This is a genomic window from Rhodococcus sp. NCIMB 12038, from assembly GCF_002165735.1.
Taxonomy (GTDB): Bacteria; Actinomycetota; Actinomycetes; order Mycobacteriales; family Mycobacteriaceae; genus Rhodococcus_F.
In genome coordinates, this window is the sequence record NZ_NHML01000003.1 from 229,725 (window position 1) to 246,371 (window position 16,647).

The 16,647-nt window shown below is 68.8% G+C and carries 20 protein-coding genes and 1 pseudogene; 15 read left to right on the forward strand and 6 right to left on the reverse strand.

Features of this window, described 5'->3' with window-relative positions; all coding sequences use genetic code 11:
* Positions 1-24 precede the first annotated feature (24 nt).
* Both CA951_RS04805 and CA951_RS04810 read left to right on the forward strand, forming a co-directional pair.
* The gene (locus tag CA951_RS04805; protein ID WP_087555760.1) at positions 25-1,215 is read left to right on the forward strand and encodes a hemerythrin domain-containing protein; all 1,191 of its coding nucleotides are present in this window, start codon (positions 25-27) and stop codon (positions 1,213-1,215) included.
* Between the two features lie 407 nt (positions 1,216-1,622).
* A complete protein-coding gene (locus CA951_RS04810; RefSeq protein ID WP_087555761.1) occupies positions 1,623-1,919 on the forward strand; it encodes an MTH1187 family thiamine-binding protein in 297 nt (98 codons plus the stop codon).
* Here CA951_RS04810 and CA951_RS42705 read toward each other — a convergent pair.
* Positions 1,904-2,059: pseudogene (locus CA951_RS42705) on the reverse strand (WYL domain-containing protein); the annotation flags it as partial. The gene CA951_RS04810 and the pseudogene CA951_RS42705 sit on opposite strands and share 16 nt — an antisense overlap.
* 145 nt (positions 2,060-2,204) lie before the next feature.
* On the opposite strand from CA951_RS42705, the gene CA951_RS04815 reads away from it, so the two are divergent.
* On the forward strand, positions 2,205-2,759 hold the full coding sequence (locus CA951_RS04815; RefSeq protein ID WP_087555762.1) for a DinB family protein: 555 nt from the start codon (positions 2,205-2,207) through the stop codon (positions 2,757-2,759).
* Here CA951_RS04815 and CA951_RS04820 read toward each other — a convergent pair.
* Positions 2,756-3,151 (reverse strand): SRPBCC family protein, encoded by a 396-nt coding sequence (locus CA951_RS04820; protein ID WP_087555763.1) that lies wholly within the window; start codon positions 3,149-3,151, stop codon positions 2,756-2,758. The genes CA951_RS04815 and CA951_RS04820 overlap by 4 nt on opposite strands.
* 144 nt (positions 3,152-3,295) lie before the next feature.
* Between CA951_RS04820 and CA951_RS04825 the strand changes: the two genes are divergently transcribed.
* The 4 genes from CA951_RS04825 (at position 3,296) to CA951_RS04840 (ending at position 7,078) form a co-directional block, all read left to right on the forward strand.
* Positions 3,296-3,982, forward strand: a complete 687-nt coding sequence (locus CA951_RS04825; RefSeq protein ID WP_087555764.1) for a HemK2/MTQ2 family protein methyltransferase — start codon at positions 3,296-3,298, stop codon at positions 3,980-3,982.
* A 133-nt stretch (positions 3,983-4,115) separates the two neighbouring features.
* Complete coding sequence (locus CA951_RS04830) at positions 4,116-5,462, forward strand: pitrilysin family protein (RefSeq protein WP_087555765.1); 1,347 nt, start codon at positions 4,116-4,118, stop codon at positions 5,460-5,462.
* 36 nt (positions 5,463-5,498) lie between these two features.
* Positions 5,499-6,605, forward strand: a complete 1,107-nt coding sequence (locus CA951_RS04835) for an alcohol dehydrogenase catalytic domain-containing protein (RefSeq protein WP_087555766.1) — start codon at positions 5,499-5,501, stop codon at positions 6,603-6,605.
* 32 nt (positions 6,606-6,637) lie between these two features.
* Positions 6,638-7,078, forward strand: coding sequence for a YdeI/OmpD-associated family protein (locus CA951_RS04840; protein ID WP_087555767.1), 441 nt, complete (start codon positions 6,638-6,640; stop codon positions 7,076-7,078).
* A 21-nt stretch (positions 7,079-7,099) separates the two neighbouring features.
* On the opposite strand, the gene CA951_RS04845 is transcribed toward CA951_RS04840, so the two are convergent.
* Positions 7,100-7,585 carry a MarR family winged helix-turn-helix transcriptional regulator gene (locus CA951_RS04845; protein WP_087555768.1) on the reverse strand — a complete coding sequence of 162 codons (486 nt, stop codon included), beginning with the start codon at positions 7,583-7,585 and terminating at the stop codon, positions 7,100-7,102.
* A gap of 92 nt (positions 7,586-7,677) precedes the next feature.
* Here CA951_RS04845 and CA951_RS04850 point away from each other — a divergent pair, with 92 nt between their 5' ends.
* From CA951_RS04850 to CA951_RS04870, 5 genes are all read left to right on the forward strand, one after another.
* The gene (locus CA951_RS04850) at positions 7,678-8,295 is read left to right on the forward strand and encodes a TIGR03086 family metal-binding protein (protein WP_087555769.1); all 618 of its coding nucleotides are present in this window, start codon (positions 7,678-7,680) and stop codon (positions 8,293-8,295) included.
* A gap of 103 nt (positions 8,296-8,398) precedes the next feature.
* Complete coding sequence (gene dapB / locus CA951_RS04855; RefSeq protein ID WP_087555770.1) at positions 8,399-9,157, forward strand: 4-hydroxy-tetrahydrodipicolinate reductase; 759 nt, start codon at positions 8,399-8,401, stop codon at positions 9,155-9,157.
* Positions 9,154-9,633: a hypothetical protein gene (locus CA951_RS04860; RefSeq protein ID WP_087555771.1), complete on the forward strand. Its 480-nt coding sequence runs from the start codon at positions 9,154-9,156 to the stop codon at positions 9,631-9,633. The genes dapB and CA951_RS04860 overlap by 4 nt, the downstream gene beginning before the upstream one ends.
* Positions 9,634-9,657: 24 nt before the next feature.
* On the forward strand, positions 9,658-10,116 hold the full coding sequence (locus CA951_RS04865; protein ID WP_087555772.1) for a flavodoxin family protein: 459 nt from the start codon (positions 9,658-9,660) through the stop codon (positions 10,114-10,116).
* 46 nt (positions 10,117-10,162) lie between these two features.
* Positions 10,163-11,395 carry a winged helix-turn-helix domain-containing protein gene (locus CA951_RS04870; RefSeq protein ID WP_087555773.1) on the forward strand — a complete coding sequence of 411 codons (1,233 nt, stop codon included), beginning with the start codon at positions 10,163-10,165 and terminating at the stop codon, positions 11,393-11,395.
* A gap of 5 nt (positions 11,396-11,400) precedes the next feature.
* Here the strand turns inward: CA951_RS04870 and CA951_RS04875 are convergent, their stop codons facing one another.
* The 3 genes from CA951_RS04875 to CA951_RS04885 form a co-directional block, all read right to left on the reverse strand.
* Complete coding sequence (locus CA951_RS04875; protein ID WP_015890414.1) at positions 11,401-11,835, reverse strand: SRPBCC family protein; 435 nt, start codon at positions 11,833-11,835, stop codon at positions 11,401-11,403.
* 102 nt (positions 11,836-11,937) lie between these two features.
* Complete coding sequence (locus tag CA951_RS04880; protein ID WP_087555774.1) at positions 11,938-12,414, reverse strand: toxin-antitoxin system HicB family antitoxin; 477 nt, start codon at positions 12,412-12,414, stop codon at positions 11,938-11,940.
* 27 nt (positions 12,415-12,441) lie between these two features.
* A complete protein-coding gene (locus tag CA951_RS04885; RefSeq protein WP_256973332.1) occupies positions 12,442-12,813 on the reverse strand; it encodes a tyrosine-protein phosphatase in 372 nt (123 codons plus the stop codon).
* Positions 12,814-12,963: 150 nt separating this feature from the next.
* On the opposite strand from CA951_RS04885, the gene thyX reads away from it, so the two are divergent.
* The 3 genes from thyX to CA951_RS04900 are packed head-to-tail and all read left to right on the forward strand — an operon-like array spanning position 12,964 to position 16,641.
* Entirely contained in the window at positions 12,964-13,716 is a 753-nt protein-coding gene (gene thyX / locus CA951_RS04890; protein WP_087555775.1) for an FAD-dependent thymidylate synthase, read from the forward strand.
* Between the two features lie 43 nt (positions 13,717-13,759).
* Entirely contained in the window at positions 13,760-14,668 is a 909-nt protein-coding gene (gene dapA, locus CA951_RS04895) for a 4-hydroxy-tetrahydrodipicolinate synthase (protein WP_087555776.1), read from the forward strand.
* Positions 14,665-16,641, forward strand: coding sequence for a ribonuclease J (locus CA951_RS04900; RefSeq protein ID WP_087555777.1), 1,977 nt, complete (start codon positions 14,665-14,667; stop codon positions 16,639-16,641). Before dapA ends, CA951_RS04900 begins: the two co-directional genes overlap by 4 nt.
* Positions 16,642-16,647 lie beyond the last annotated feature (6 nt).

Genomic DNA, 16,647 nt, shown 5'->3' on the forward strand with positions numbered 1-16,647 from the left:
CGGCGTCATTGTCTGGAGTAGGTCATGACAACCGACACTCTGCAATCTGTCGACACTCGCATCATGCGCATCGTCCACAACGCACTGCGCCGTGATATCGCTCGCGCTGCGCAGGTATTGCGCACAGCACCTCCGCCCGCGCAGACCCAACGGGTCGCCCTCGCAGATCATCTCGTGTGGATGATGCATTTCCTGCACCTGCACCACAGCGGTGAGGACCGTGGGCTGTGGCCGCTGGTCCGTGAGTTGAACCCGGACGCCGGGGCACTGCTCGACGCGATGGACGCCGACCATGCGCGGATCCGCCCCGAGATGGAGCGGGTCACCGCTGCGGCAACCGAATACCGTCTGCATCCGACTGCCCGAGAAGGACTTTCGCATGCTCTCGCCGCTCTCGAACAGGTTCTGCTGCCTCATCTGCAGCGTGAGGAGGACGAGATGATGCCGGTCGTCGCCCGAACCCTGACCCGTCGTCGGTGGGACGACGTGGAAGAGCAGGTGTTCATCGCCTCGAAGACCAAGCGGGAGCTGGGGATCGAAGCTCACTGGATTGTCGACGGAGCCGATCGGGAAGATTACGACGTCACCGTTCACAAAGTCGGTCCCGCCACCCGGTTCATGCTGCTCCATGTATTCAAGCGACCGTATCGGCGGGCGTGCGCCGCCCGATGGGGCGCCGACCTCGACGTGAGCCCCCGGATCCACCAGCCACCCCGCACCGAGGGCTCGGTGGAGCTGTGGATCGACGTCCCGGCACGGCAGCTGTACGACATGGTCGCCGACGTCACCCGCATCAACGAACGCAGCCCCGAGTGCCGCAGTTGCGCGTGGCTACGGGGACTGTCGCCGGGGACCGTGGGCGCCCGATTCCGGGGACGCAACCGCGCGCATCACATGCGATGGTCCCGGGTCTGCGAAGTGGCCGCCGCCGATCCGGGCAGGAAATTCGAATTCCACACCGTGTCGGATCGGCGCAACCCGCTGTACCACGACTCGACCACCTGGTCATACACCTTCAGTGCGGATGGCGACGGGACCCGGGTGACGCATTCGTATCGGATCGACGTACTGCCGTACCGCCCGCTGCTCTCGCTCTACGCACGCCTCCAGCCGCAGCACCGGGACATGCGGCCGCAGATGCGGCAGAATCTCGAGGCGCTGCGGCGGCAGGCACACGCCGGCACGCATGCAGGGTCCCTGCCCCGAACGGCCTAGTTCGGAGGCATCGGCCGGCGCGCTCCCACTCGCGTCCGTTGCCTTATCTGGATATGCGGGGTAGACCTGAGGTACGGATCCACGACAGACCAAGGTCGGACCGGAAGAGAAGATTCCACCTCTCGGTCGTGGCGCCCAGCACGAGTTGTAGGCACCCACGCAAAAGCACGGCCCACTAACTGGGCTCAGCGCGGTGGGCTTGCGTCAGGTGGGGGGATGCCCGACGCCGAGGCCACATTGACCCCGCGCAACCATGCAGCTTGGTAACCAGATGTTCGTGCTCGCGGGCGGCGTCCCCTTGATCAGGGTCGCCGCCCGACGTATGTCTGTGGAACGTCGGCGTAGCAGCGAAGACCGGGACGAGGTGATTCGATGGTGGTCATCTATTCCCACGACAAGGAGAGCGCATGCTGGTGGCATTCAGCGTCAGCCCGATGGGCGGGGACTCCGACAGTGTCGGTGCTGCCGTCGCCGCGGCGGTGCGGGTGGTCCGCGAATCCGGGCTGCCCAACGAGACCACGTCGATGTTCACCACCGTGGAGGGTGAGTGGGACGAAGTGATGGCTGTCGTGAAGCGTGCGACGGACGTTCTGCTGGAACAGTTTCCGCGGGTCAGTCTGGTGCTGAAGGCGGATATCCGTCCGGCGCGGAGCGGTCAACTGCGGGCGAAGGTCGCGACCGTGGAGCGCTACCTGAGCGACTGATCGTCCTCGCCGGCGTACCGGTGGGTGAGTTCCGCGCCGATTCGGGCGAGTTCGGCGCGGACCGCACGCGGTTCGAGCACCTCGACCATCGCGCCCCAGCCGGCGAGGTTTCGGGCGATGTCCAACGGGGCCGGACACGAGGAAGCGGCGGATCGAACGGACGGTCACGCTGGCTGCGATGAATCTGCGGGCCGATCATCCGGGTGTTCGGATCCGGAACGGTGCGCAGTAGCAAATCACGAGAAATTCGACGTCCGGTCGGCGACCGGGAGAGGAAAGAATCGAATGGACTGGCCGCACGAACTCGCCGATCAGCTCGGCTGGCACTGGGAGCACCAGTTGCGCCCCCGGCTGGCGGGTCTGACCGACGACGAGTATTTCTGGGAGCCGGCTCCGGACTGCTGGAGTGTGCGGCCGAGAGGCCGCTCGCAGGCTCCCGTGCAGGCCGGCAGCGGGGAGTTCACCATCGACTTCGCCTTCCCCACGCCGGACCCGCCCCCGATCACGACCATCGCCTGGCGGCTCGGGCACATCATCGTCGGCGTCTTCGGCATGCGGATCGGCAATCACTTCGGCGGGCCGCCCATGGACTACGAGACGTTCGACTACGCCGGCACCGCTGCGCAGGCGCTCACTCAGCTCGACGATCAGTACGACGCCTGGTGTGAAGGCGTACGGGGCCTGGGAACCAGCGGTCTCGCCAAGCCGTGCGGGCCCAGCGAGGGACCGTTCGCGGACTATCCGATGGCGGCGCTGGTGTTGCATATCAACCGCGAGGTCATCCACCACGGTGCCGAAGTGGCGCTGCTGCGAGATCTGTACCTGCGACGACCGGCCTAGCGTTCGCCGGCGACGCGGGCGAGTCGGCGGACGAGAGTCCGCACGACCGGGCCGTAGGTGACGCCGAGCACCGCATCGAGTGGCCCCGGTGCGGACATCGTCATCGTGATCCGCGAACCGGTGCCGCGGGGCTCGACGGTGTGATCGAGCGTCATCGGTCCCACCCGCCAGGTCCAGGAGCGGCCGGGTGTCTTGGCCGAGATGGATGCGGGAACAGGCACGATCCAGAGCAGTCGTGCCGCGCCGCATCTGCCGGCCTCGATTTCGGGGAATCCGAGACCCCACGCGCCGCGTACGTGCGGCGCCCACTCGGGCCAGCGCGCGGGTCGGGCGACGAGCGCCCACGCGGTGTCCGCCGGGGCGTCGGAATCAGCTGAGTAGGAATGCGGCACGGGGGAGGAGTACCCGGTTTCGGCCCCGGCCCGATGGCGCAGAGGGGGTGGACGTGAACAACGGGTGAATTGGGCCGTGTCGAGTTGCGTGTAACTCGCGGTACTGGCCACGCTTGTAGGGAACGGCGAGGGAGGGAGCCGATCATGTTCGTTCGTCTACCCGGGGTGTATCGCCCCCAGCGCGACACGTGGCTGCTCGCCGAGGCGCTGGCCGCCCGAGATCTCGGACCGGGCACCCGTGTGCTCGATCTCTGCTGTGGCACAGGGGCGTTGAGTATCGAGGCGTGCGCGGCGGGGGCCGGCTGGGTGACCGCGGTCGACGTGTCGCGCCGCGCCGCGATCAGTACGTGGCTCAACGCCAAACTTCGCCGCCGGACCATCCGTGTGGTGCGGGGCGACCTGGTGGACGCCGTCCGGACCCTTCGATTCGACGTGGTGGTGGCGAACCCGCCCTACGCGCCCGCGACCGACGACGGAAGGCCGGGCCGGGTCCTCGCGCAGGCCTGGGACGGCGGCGTCGACGGGCGCGCCGTGCTCGACCGGATCTGCAGCGAAACCCCGGACCTCCTCGCTCCCGGCGGCACCCTGCTCCTCGTCCAGTCGACGCTCAACGGGGTGGACAAGACGCGGGCGATGCTGGAAGAGCGGGGACTGCGGGTGGATGTCGTCGCGTCGGAGGACGTGCCGTTCGGTCCCGCGCTCGCGTCCCGCACGAGGATGCTGGAGGCGCGGGAGCTGATCCGGCCCGGCCAGCGCACCGAGCGCATCGCCGTGCTGGCGGCGACCGACCTGCGGTCCGGCACCACCCGGCACCGACACACCCGACGCTGAAAGCCGCGGCCCGGCTGTATGTTGCGCGGTGGTGGTCCGCGAGTTCGGCGAGGCTGGTGAACCGCTGTCGGGCGCCGCGTGTAAAGTTTGCCGTTCGACGACGCCCAGCTTTCGAGGACCGCTGAACCACTACATGGCCAAGATCGATCGCAGCCGCACTGCCGCACTCACCCAAGCGCCGACACTGCACGAGCCGGATGTCGGCGTCCGGCGCACCGTGCTCCCCGGCGGGCTCCGGGTGGTCACCGAATACGTTCCCGGTGTCCGATCCGCGTCCGTGGGCGTCTGGGTGGGTGTCGGATCACGCGACGAGCAACCCACCGTCGCCGGGGCCGCCCACTTCCTCGAACATCTGCTGTTCAAGGCCACGCCGTCGCGCAGTGCTCTCGACATCGCGCAGGTGATGGACGGTGTCGGCGGCGAACTCAACGCCTTCACGTCCAAGGAGCACACCTGCTTCTACGCGCACGTGCTCGACGACGACCTACCGCTCGCCATCGACCTCGTCAGTGACGTCGTCCTGCGCGGCCGCTGCCGGTCCTCCGACGTGGACGTGGAACGTCAAGTGGTCCTCGAAGAGATCTCGATGCGCGACGACGACCCGGAAGACCTCCTCGGCGATGCGTTCCTGACCGCCCTGTACGGCGACCATCCGGTCGGCAGACCGGTAATCGGCAGCGTCGAATCCATCGAGTCGATGACCCGCACCCAACTCCACTCGTTCCACGTGCGTCGTTACACGCCGCCGCGCATGGTGGTCGCCGTCGCCGGCAACGTGGAGCACGAACACACGGTCGAACTGGTGCGGCGCGCGTTCGCCGGGCACCTCGAATCGGCGTCCGAACCGGCTCCCCGCCGCGCCGGCACCCTGCGCCTGCGCACGGAGCCGGCACTCAGCCTGACCAACCGGGACAGCGAACAGGTCCACCTCTCGCTCGGGGTGCGCGCGTTCGGGCGGCACGAGTCCCACCGCTGGGCGCTGTCGGTACTCAACGCCGCTGTCGGCGGCGGGCTCAGTTCCCGGCTGTTCCAGGAAGTGCGAGAGATTCGCGGCCTGGCGTATTCCGTGTACTCGGGCATCGACACGTTTTCGGACACGGGTGCGTTCTCGATCTACGCCGGGTGCCAGCCGGAGAACCTCGGCGAGGTCACCACGGTGATCCGCGAGGTGCTGTCGAACGTGGCAGCCGAGGGCATCACCGACGCCGAGTGCGCCCGCGCGAAGGGCTCGCTGCGGGGCGGACTGGTTCTGGGGCTGGAGGATTCGGGTTCCCGGATGCACCGCATCGGTCGCAGCGAGCTCAACTACGGCAATCACCGCAGCATCACCGAAACCCTGAGCAAGATCGACGCGGTCACCACCGACGAGGTGCGCGACGTTGCGAGGGTCCTGCTGCAGCGCCCGTTCGGCGCCGCCGTCGTCGGACCGTATCGTCGCAAGCGTGACCTTCCGGCCTCGGTGCGCGGCATCGTCCGGTAACGAGGATTCGCCGAACACCGACAGGAGCAGCCCGAGATGAAGATCCGTGGAGCGGTACTCGAGGAGATCGGGAGAACGCGTCCGTTCGCCGAGTCGGCGCCGATTTCGATCTCCGATCTCGACCTCGACGAACCCGGTGCAGGCGAGATCCTCGTCCGGATCGAGGCCGCGGGTCTGTGCCACTCGGATTTGTCCGTCGTCGACGGCAACCGGGTGCGCCCGGTCCCGATGCTCCTCGGGCACGAGGCAGCGGGACGGATCATGCAACTCGGCGCCGGAGTCGACGACGTCGCCGTGGGGCAGCGCGTGGTCATGACGTTCCTTCCGCGCTGCGGGGAGTGTGAGGGCTGCGCCACGGACGGCCGCATGCCGTGCGTGCCCGGAACCAGTGCCAACAACGACGGAACCCTGCTCGACGGCGGAGCGCGACTGCACCGCGGCGACGACCCCGTGCACCACCACCTCGGGGTGTCCGGATTCGCGACGCACGCCGTCGTCAACCGGCGGTCCGTCGTTCCCGTCGGCGACGACGTCCCCGCCGACGTGGCGGCCGTGCTCGGATGCGCCGTCCTCACCGGCGGCGGCGCCGTCCTCAACGCGGGCGATCCGCGTCCCGGCGAGGCGGTGATGGTCGTGGGGCTCGGCGGCGTGGGAATGGCCGCGATCCTGACCGCAGTCTCCCGGGGCGCCGGCGACGTCATCGGCGTCGACGCCGTTCCCGAGAAACTGCAGACCGCACGTGAACTCGGAGCGACGGCGGTCTACACCCCGGCGGAACTCGAAGAGGCCGGTGTCCGGGCGCCCATCGTCATCGAGGCCGCCGGAAACGCCCGAGCCTTCGAATCGGCCGTTCGCGCAACCGCTCCCGGCGGCAAGACGATCACCGTCGGACTGCCGTCCCCGGACGCGCGGTCGTCGATCTCCCCGCTCACCCTGGTGGCCGAGGCCCGCACGATCATCGGCAGCTACCTCGGCTCGGCGGTGCCGTCCCGGGACATCCCGATCTACGAGGACCTCTGGCGGTCCGGGAAGCTTCCCGTGGAGAAACTCATCTCCTCCCGCATCACGCTCGACGACATCAACCGCGGCATGGACGAACTCGCCGACGGAAAGGCGATCCGGCAGATCATCGTGTTCGACTGACCCGGCGGCCGGTCGCGGGCAGAATTCTGCCCATGAGGTTTCGCACCACCATCGAGTTGGGCGGCAAGACCGCGACCGGGTTCCGGATCCCGGAGAGCGTCGTCGCGGACCTGGGATCGGGCAAACGCCCTGCGGTCCGGATCACGATCGGCGGCTACACCTACCGCACCACGGTCGCACCGATGGGCAGCGTGTTCATGATTCCGCTCAGCGCCGAGAACCGGTCCGGTGCGGGGGTCGCGGCAGGCGACGAGGTGGACGTGGACGTCGAACTCGACACCGAACCCCGGGTCGTCACGGTGCCACCCGACTTCGCTGAGGCGCTCGACCGGCAGCCGGACGCGCGGAAGGCGTTCGACGCACTGTCGTACAGCAATCAGCGCAGGCATGTGCTCTCGATCGAGGGCGCGAAGACGGACGAGACCCGGCAGCGCCGGATCGGCAAGGCCGTGGACAAGCTGCGCGAGGGCTGAGGCGGGTCCACGCGAACTCCGTCAGCGGGCGTCGCCCGGGCGTCCCGTGACGTCCTCGACAGACAGTGCCGACAGCGCGATCAGGCCGGCCAGAAAGCCCGCGCGCTGCCGCTCCGGCAACCTGGCGAGCAGTCGCTCCTCGCCCCGCCGGATCGCTGCCTGCGCCGAATCGCGCACCCGATGGCCGTCCGGGGTCAGCGACAGCAGCCGGGCCCGGCGGTCCGCGGGATCCCGCTGCCGGTTGATCAGACCACGATCCTGCAGTTCGTCGAGCACGCCGATGATCCGGGTCTTGTCGGCACCGATCGCCTCCGCGAGCGCGGCCTGGGTTCGTAGCGGGTGCTCGTCGAGGGCCAGGAGCACGACGTAGCCCCACATGGTCAGCCCGTGCTCCGCGAGCACGGGGAGTTCCGCCGCCACCAGCGACCGGTTCAGGGCGGTCGTCATCGCAGCGAGGTCGGGGCGGGTGCGCTCGTGCTGTCCGTTCGTCGGGTCGAGGCTCGGCATATCGCAGAAAATACACCTTGACCGATCATCTGCTTGAGTAGATGATAAGCAGAAGCGTATTAATTCGGTTCGAGGGACGGAAGGGGCCGACGATGAATGTGGACGAGGTCCGGCGCTGGGACGCCCGCGCCGTGGAGACGAGTGTGGAGATCGTGTCGCACGTGACGAGCCGCGACCTGCAGCGCGCGACACCGTGCGCGCAGTGGACCCTCGGCGAACTGCTGGCCCACATGACGGTGCAGCACCGGGGGTTCGCCGCAGCGGCCGCGGGCAACGGGCCCGACCTGTCGCACTGGCGGCCGCACGTGTCGGCCCACCCCGTTGCCGACTACCGCGCGGCGGCGGACGCCGTCATCGGGGCCTTCGCCCGCGACGGCGTCGGGGAGCGGCAGTTCTGGCTGCCGGAGATCAGCACGGAGTTCCCGTTCCCCGCGGCTACCGCCGTCGGGTTCCACTTCCTCGACTACGTCGTCCATTCGTGGGACGTCGCACGGTCACTCGGGCACGACTTCGCGCCCGAGTCCGGCATGGTGGCCGCGGTTCTCCCCATCGCCCGCCTGGTGCCGGACGGCGCGGACCGACTGCGCGAAGGCGCCGCGTTCGCGCCCGGACTGCCCGTCGGCGCCGACTCCGCCGATTTCGACTCCGTCCTGTCGCTGCTCGGCCGATCACCGCGGTGGCACGCCGAATACGAGACCCGCCGCGCGTGAGGAGGAGACGCAGGTCTCCCGCCCCGCCCCTGCGCAGCGGTCGGCACCCGGCGATTGCGTAGGCTTTCGGGCGAATCGTTGTGACTGGACGGAGCGTGGAGAAGTGAGCGCAGCAGCACCCATCAGGGTCGGGGTTCTCGGGGCCAAGGGCAAGGTCGGCCGGGCGATCTGCGAGGCGGTGGAGCAGGCACCGGACCTCGAACTCGTCGCGGAGGTCGACCACGGCGACCGGCTCGAGTCGTTCGTCGAGGCCGGCACGCAGGTCGTCGTCGACTTCACCCACCCCGACGTGGTGATGGACAACCTGAAGTTCCTCGTCTCCAACGGCATTCATGCAGTGGTGGGCACCACCGGGTTCGACGACACCAGGCTCGACACCGTGCGGTCGTGGGTGGCGGAGCGCCCCGAGGTCGGTGTTCTGATCGCCCCCAACTTCGCGATCGGCGCCGTCCTCTCCATGCGCTTCGCCGAGGCGGCAGCACGATTCTTCGATTCCGTCGAGGTCATCGAGTTGCACCACCCCAACAAGGCGGATGCGCCGTCCGGCACCGCCTACCGGACCGCCGCCCTCATCTCGGAGGCACGTCGCAAGGCCGGCGTCGGACCGAGCCCCGACGCCACCACCACCGAACTGGACGGGGCGCGCGGCGCCGACGTGGACGGCGTGCGGGTGCATTCCGTGCGGCTGGCAGGTCTGGTCGCCCATCAGGAGGTCATCCTCGGCACGCAGGGCGAGACGCTGACCATTCGCCACGATTCGATCGACCGCAACTCGTTCGCGCCCGGCGTCCTCCTCGGTGTCCGGGAGATCGGCAACCGCCCGGGGCTCACCGTCGGTATCGACCCCCTTCTCGACCTGTGAAGGACGGCTCGACCAAGACGGTCGTCACGATCGGACTTCTGGTCGCGGCCCTGGCGTTCTACTTCGTCCTGCTCGGCAGGCGCGGCATCGAGCTGATCCAGGACGGCGGGGTGGCGGCGATCGGGCTGGGCATCGGCGTCCTGATCCTGCCGTTCCTGGGTGCCTGGATCGTCTACGCCACGCTGCGCGCCGGATTCCAGCACCAGCATCTGTCCCGCCGCATCGCCGACGAGCGACTCGAACTGGACGTCACCGATCTCCCGAAGCGTCCCTCGGGCCGCATCGACCGGGATGCGGCCGACGCACTGTTCCAGCAGGTCAAGTCCGAATGGGAAGCAGACCCGGACAACTGGCGGAACTCGTACCGGCTCGCGCGCGCCTACGACTACGCCGGCGACCGCGGCCGGGCCAGGGAAACGATGAAACGAGCCGTGGAACTCGAACGCGTCGAGCGGGAAGCCGGGTCCGGCCGGTAGGGCACCGGTCGTACGCTGACGACTGTGAAGTCGCTACTCGTCGTCCACCACACGCCGTCGCCGGTGACCCGTGAGTGCCTCGAAGCCGTGCTGAAAGGCGCCCGGGACCCCGACATCGACGGGGTCGAGGTGAAGTCGATCCCCGCACTCGGCGCGACCGTCCCCGACGTCCTCGAAGCCGACGGATTCCTGTTCGGGACCTCCGCCAACTTCGGCTACATGTCGGGTGCGCTGAAGCACTTCTTCGACACCGTCTACTACCCGTGCCTCGACGCGGTCGCCGGGCGTCCCTACGGGCTCTGGGTGCACGGCAACAACGACACCGCCGGGGCCGTGAAGTCGGTGCAGAAGATCGTGACCGGGCTGGCGCTCACCCAGGTCGCCGAGATCCTGGAACTGACCGGATCCCTCGACGCGAGTGCGCGGGAGCGGTTGTACGAACTCGGTGCGACGGTCGCGGTCACGCTGGCGGAGGGCACCTGACCACGTCGCCGTCGACTGTGTCGGTGGCCGATGGCAAGCTTCGGGCATGCGTGAGATGACCGCCGCCGCTGCCCGGAGATCGGCGCTCTGGGCGCAGGGGTTCGCCGACCGGAAGCCGGCCGGTGCACCGACGCGCAGGCACGTCCGATCGGTTCTCGACCGCGTGCGGCTGTTCCAGATCGACTCGGTGTCGGTGGCTGTGCGCGCCCACTACGTCCCGCTGTTCAGTCGCCTCGGGGTGTACGACCGCGGGCTGGTCGATTCGGCGGCGTGGTCGCATTCCGCCCGCGCGCCCCGCATGCTGGCGGAGTACTGGGCGCACGAGGCGGCGTTCATCCCGGTCGAGGACTGGCCCCTGCTGCGCTGGCGGATGCACCGGTACCGGCACGGACGCTGGTCCGGCGAATCCCGGGTACTCGACCGCAATCCCACGCTCGCCGCCGACGTCCTCGACGTGATCGGCGCCGTCGGTGCATGCAGCGCGGGCGACGTGGAGAAACATCTCGAGGTCGACCGGCCCGACCGCAAGGGTCCGTGGTGGGATCGCAGCGACACCAAGGTGGTGTGCGAGCAGTTGTTCGCGTCCGGCGCGCTGGCGGTCGACAAGCGCGTCGCCTTCACCCGTCACTACGACCTCACCGAACGGGTCCTGCCCAAAGCAGTCCTCGCCGAGGATGTTTCGGAGGAGGACGCCCTCCGTGGCCTGGTGCAGCGGTCCGCGCGGGCCCTCGGTGTGGCCACCGAACCCGATCTTCGCGACTACTACCGGCTGTCGCCGGCGCAGAGCGCCGCGGCCGTCGAGGACCTCGTCGAGGACGGTGTGCTCGAACGGGTCGGGGTCCGGGGCTGGGAGGCACCGGCATTCGTCCACCGCGACGTCCGGGTTCCCAGAAAGGTGGAGGGGGCGACGCTGCTGTGCCCGTTCGATCCGCTGGTCTTCTGCCGTCCCCGCACCGAGCGGGTATTCGACTTCCGGTACCGCCTCGAGATCTACACCCCCGCGCACAAACGTGTCCACGGCTACTACGTTTTCCCGTTCCTGTTGAACGGTGAACTGGTCGCGAGGGTCGATCTCAAGGCCGACCGCGCGTCGGGAACGCTCGAAGTGCGATCCGCGTTCGTCGAACCCGACCGGAGTCCCGGGCACGTGGTGGAGGCGCTGGTTCCGGAACTGCGAAGAATGGCAACGTGGTTGGGTCTGGACGACGTCCGGGTGGACGACCGCGGCAACCTCGGTGCCCTCCTCGCGGCCGAGGCGTCGCGACCGCGAGGAGAGTAGAGCCTCTAGAGGCTCTCGACGAACTTCGTCAGGCCCTTGCTCGCGGTCTCGAGCGCCGTCTTCTGTGCCTTCTTCACGAGGAACCCCGGCAGCGGAATCTTCGGGTCGACCGTCAACTCGAACGTCACCTTGGTGCCGGCGCCGGACTCGGTGAGGACGTACGACCCGTCCTGGGCGTTCTGCTGGCCGCTCTCGACGAGGTGCCACGACACCGTGTTGTCTCCCTCGAACGTGTAGTCGACGACCTGCTCGTCGCTGATCCCGAGGATGGAGACGCTCATCCGGACTCGGTGGGGGCGGCCGTCGTCGTGTGTGCTCTCGATGGTGACCGACTTGTGGGCCGAGGACCACTCGGGCAGGCGATCCACCGCAGCGATCGCGGCCATCACCGTGGCCGGATCGGCCTTGATCTCGAATTCCTTGACGCCGGAAACGGCCATGTTCTTCGCTCCTTCGAGCCCGTGGCGACTCTCACCGTGTGGCTGATGCGACGTAATTACATCACCGCCGCCGACGGGCGTGTGGAGTGAGTGCACCGGCGCTCAGAAATCGCCTCTCCCGTTCCGCCGCATCTGGTCCTTGAGCGCGCCCTGGACCGCTTGCGACACCCAGGAATTGAGCGACACCCCGTTCTGGGAGGCGGCCTCCTCGGCCTTCGACTTGATCTGATCCATGAGGCGCAGAGTGACGCGGCTGATGTCACCGGTGACGTCATCGAACGCGGCACCGAGGTCCTCGGCGGTGGCGGTGCGTTCCCCACCCGGCCCGGGCTGGGCGGGGGTGCGGTGCACGTCGACGGCCACCTCGCTGCCGTCCAGGCGCACGCCGACGGTGCGATTGCCGAGTTCGGAAGACACCTCTCCGGCGAAGTCGGTGAGCGCCGAGAGGAGAAGGAGGCGTGCGGCGGGTTCGACCGCGGCGGCGAGCGCCGCCGCGGTCGCCCGCGTCTGCTCGTCGCCGAGTGCGGCTGCTGCGTTCAGGTCGTCTCGCAGCCGGGAGACGTAGATGCCGAGGTCCATGACGCCAGCATGACGTCAACTGTGACGTCAGTCAAGCAGTCGCGACTGCAGCTTGGTGACGTCAGCCTCGGACAGTTTCAGTCCATCCGACACATACGCGTCGAAGCTGCCGTACGTGGCGACGGCCGTGTCGAAGGCGGTGTCGAGCCAGGCCTGGTCGGCACCGTCCAACCCCGGATGTTCCGGGTCGGCGCCACGGTAGGTGTTGCTGAGCAGATAGTCGGCGTTCACCGTCTCGCGCGGAGTTCCTCGACCGCGGTCACGTTCGAGGAAACGGACCACGCCGCCGTCGGCCGTCGAGTATCCACCGATGTCGCGGGCGTTGCGGGCGCCGTCGAGTCCGAGTGAGCGCCCCGCAGTCGCGGGCTGCGCCGGGCCCTCGGCAACGGAGGGTCCCATCGCGGCCGGGCCTGCGAGAGCCGGGGGAGTGACCCGAGAACGCACGGGAACCGGGCCGGGGCACGCCGCGCCCCCCGCCGACGCTGCGACTAGGGTCGATGCATTCAGGAGGGACTCCCGACCAGGGAGTTCGGTAGGAGGATCAGCGCAGTGCCGCAGACCGTGCCGCTCAGGGTGCAACTCGTCGCGAAGACGGAGTTCTTTCCACCGGCGGACATCCCGTGGGAGACCGACGCCGACGGCGGCGAAGCGCTGGCGGAATTCGCGGGCCGGGCGTGCTACCAGAGCTGGTCCAAACCGAACCCCCGCACCGCGACCAACGCCGGCTATCTGCGCCATCTGCTGGAGGTAGGGCACGAGTCGGTCCTCGAACACGGCACCGTCAGCTTCTACATCACCGGCATCTCCCGCTCCTGCACCCACGAGCTGATCCGGCACCGCCACTTCTCGTACTCGCAGCTGTCGCAGCGCTTCGTTCGGGAGAACGAGGGGAACGTCGTCGTCCCGCCCGCGATCGCAGGCGACCCCGAACTCGAGGAGCTGTTCGCGAAGGCCACCGACGCCAGCCGGACGGCATACGGCGAACTCCTCGAGGCCCTCGAATCGAAACTGGCCGACACCTCCAACGTGCCGCTGCGCAACAAGCAGGCGAGGCAGGCCGCGAGGGCTGTCCTGCCCAACGCGACGGAGACCCGCGTGGTGGTCACCGGCAATTACCGGGCCTGGCGGCACTTCGTCTCGATGCGGGCCACCGAGCACGCCGACGTGGAGATTCGCCGCGTCGCGGTCGAGTGCCTGAGGCAGCTACAGGCGGCTGCACCGAATGTCTTCGGCGACTTCGAGGTGTTGGACTGGGGCGACGGCACGGAGGTGGCACGGAGCACGTTTTCCGCCGACGCGTGACTGGTGTGCAAAAGTACCTGGGTCACCGGGTAGCCTTCTGACCATGACCTACGGTGATTCCGCTTCTCCAGTCGAGCGTCCGTTCGGCACCGTGTCCACAGCGATGGTGACGCCGTTCACCTCGGACGGAAAGCTGGACGTCGACGCCGGTGTCCGCCTCGCGGCGTACCTCGTCGACAACGGGTGCGACTCCCTCGTGCTCGCCGGCACGACCGGTGAGTCGCCGACGACCACCGAAAACGAGAAGCTCGAGCTGCTCCGGGCGGTCATCGACGCGGTGGGCCACCGCGCGAAGATCATCGCCGGCGCGGGCAGCAACGACACCGCGCACAGCGTCGAACTCGCCCGTGACGCCGCCCGCGCGGGCGCGCAGGGCCTCCTCGTCGTCACCCCCTACTACTCACGTCCGCCCCAGGCCGGGCTGTTCGCGCACTTCACCGCCGTCGCCAACGCCACCGACCTTCCGGTCATGCTCTACGACATTCCACCCCGCTCCGTGGTCCCCATCGAGACGGAGACCATCCGGCGTCTCGCCGAGAACCCGCGCATCGTCGCGGTCAAGGACGCCAAGGGCGACCTCAACGCGGGCGCCGAACTGATCGGCACCACCGACCTCCAGTTCTACTCGGGTGACGATCCGCTCAACCTGCCGTGGCTGTCGGTGGGCGCTACGGGATTCGTCAGCGTCATCGGGCACCTCGTGCCCGGCCGGCTGCGTGAACTGCACACCGCTTTCGCGGCCGGGGACATCGCCCGCGCCCGCGCCATCAACCTCAGCCTCATCCCGGTCATCCGCTCGGTGGCGCGTCTCGGCGGCGTCAGCGCGTCGAAGGCGGGTCTGCGCCTGATCGGCCTCGATGTCGGTGAACCCCGGTTGCCGCAGGTGGCGCCCACACACGATCAGATCGATCTCCTGGCCGCCGATCTGCACGCTGCGGGGGTGCTCGCGTGACCCGGCCGCCTCGTCGTCGCAGTGCCAGCCGCCAGGCAGGTCCCCCTTCCCCCACAGCGAACGAGCCGACGCCGTCGGCGCCCGTCGCTGCGGAACAACCGAAATCGGCACCCGTCGTGGCCGACGAGCCGAGTGCCCCGAAGTCGGAGCAGGCCAAGTCGGCGCCCGTGAAGGCCTCGTCCACGAAGGGGGGCGCCGCCAACAAGTCGACGTCGCGCTCCGGCCGTCGCGGCGGCGGCAACAAGCGTCAGGATTCGCGGCCGGCCGCGGTCGATCCGACGGCCCGGCTCGGCCCGCCGCCGAAGGCCCCGTTCAAGGGTCTGCGGGTGGTCGCTCTCGGCGGCATCGGCGAGATCGGCCGCAACATGACCGTCTTCGAGCACCAGGGCAAGCTGCTCATCGTCGACTGCGGTGTGCTGTTCCCGGAAGACCAGCAGCCGGGTGTCGACCTGATCCTCCCGGACTTCCGGCACATCGAGGACCGCATGGACGACGTCGAGGCCGTCGTCCTCACGCACGGCCACGAGGACCACATCGGCGCCATCCCATTCCTGCTGCGCCTGCGTCCGGATCTGCCGGTCGTGGGTTCGCGGTTCACGCTCGCGCTCGTCGCGGCCAAGTGCCGTGAGCACCGCCAGCGTCCCAATCTCGTCGAGGTCGTCGAGGGGCAGCGCACCGAACACGGCCCGTTCGAGTGCGAGTACTTCGCGGTCAACCACTCGATCCCCGACGCCATCGCCGTCGCGATCCGGACCGACGCCGGCGTCGTGCTGCACACCGGCGACATCAAACTCGACCAGCTGCCGCTCGACGGCAGGCTCACCGACCTCGCCGGCTTCTCCCGCCTAGGCGACGAGGGTGTCGACCTGTTCCTCGTCGACTCCACCAACGCCGAGGTGCCGGGATTCGTCACCCCCGAACGTGAGATCGGGGGAGTGCTCGACAACGTCATCGGCAAGGCCAGACAGCGCGTGATCGTGGCGTCCTTCGCCAGCCACGTGCACCGCATCCAGCAGGTCGTCGACGTCGCACACCGGTACAACCGGCGGGTCGCGTTCGTGGGCCGGTCGATGGTCCGCAACATGCAGATCGCGCAGGACCTCGGATACCTGAGCGTCCCGGACGGTCTGGTCGTCGACATCGACACCGCGGCCAACCTGCCCGACGACCGGCTCGTCCTCATCTCCACCGGTTCGCAGGGTGAACCGTTGTCGGCGCTGTCGCGGATGGCCCGCGGTGAACACCGGCAGATCAACATCCGGGCCAACGACCTCGTCGTGCTGGCCTCGTCGTTGATCCCCGGCAACGAGAACTCCGTGTTCGCCGTCGTCAACGGCCTCGCCAAGCGCGGCGCCACCGTCGTCACCCAGCAGAGCGCAAAGGTGCACGTCTCCGGTCACGCCTCGGCGGGCGAGCTTCTGTACCTGTACAACGCGGTCCGGCCCACCAACGCGATGCCGGTCCACGGCGAATGGCGTCACCTGCGCGCCAACGCCGCCCTCGCGAAGGCCACCGGTGTGCCGGAGGAGCGGATCGTGCTCGCCGAGGACGGTGTGGTGGTCGACATGGTCGACGGTCTCGCCGAGATCGTCGGGCAGGTTCCCGTCGGGCACGTCTACGTCGACGGTCTGTCCGTCGGTGACGTCGGCGACTCCACGCTGTCGGACCGGCTGGTTCTCGGTGAGGGCGGGTTCATCGCGATCAACGTCGTCATCGACGACCACACGGGCCGTGCGGTCAGCACTCCCGAGGTGTCCGGTCGCGGATTCTCCGACGACCCGACTGCCCTCAAGGACGCGGCGCAGCTGGTCGAGGCGGAGCTGCTGCGCCTGGCCACCGAAGGCATCAACGACGCTCACCGCATCGCCCAGGCGATCCGGCGCGTCGTCGGCCGATGGGTCGCCGACAAGTACCGTCGCCGGCCGATGATCGTCCCGACCGTCATCGCGGTGCCGTCGGCGGAGGGCAAGTAGTTCTCC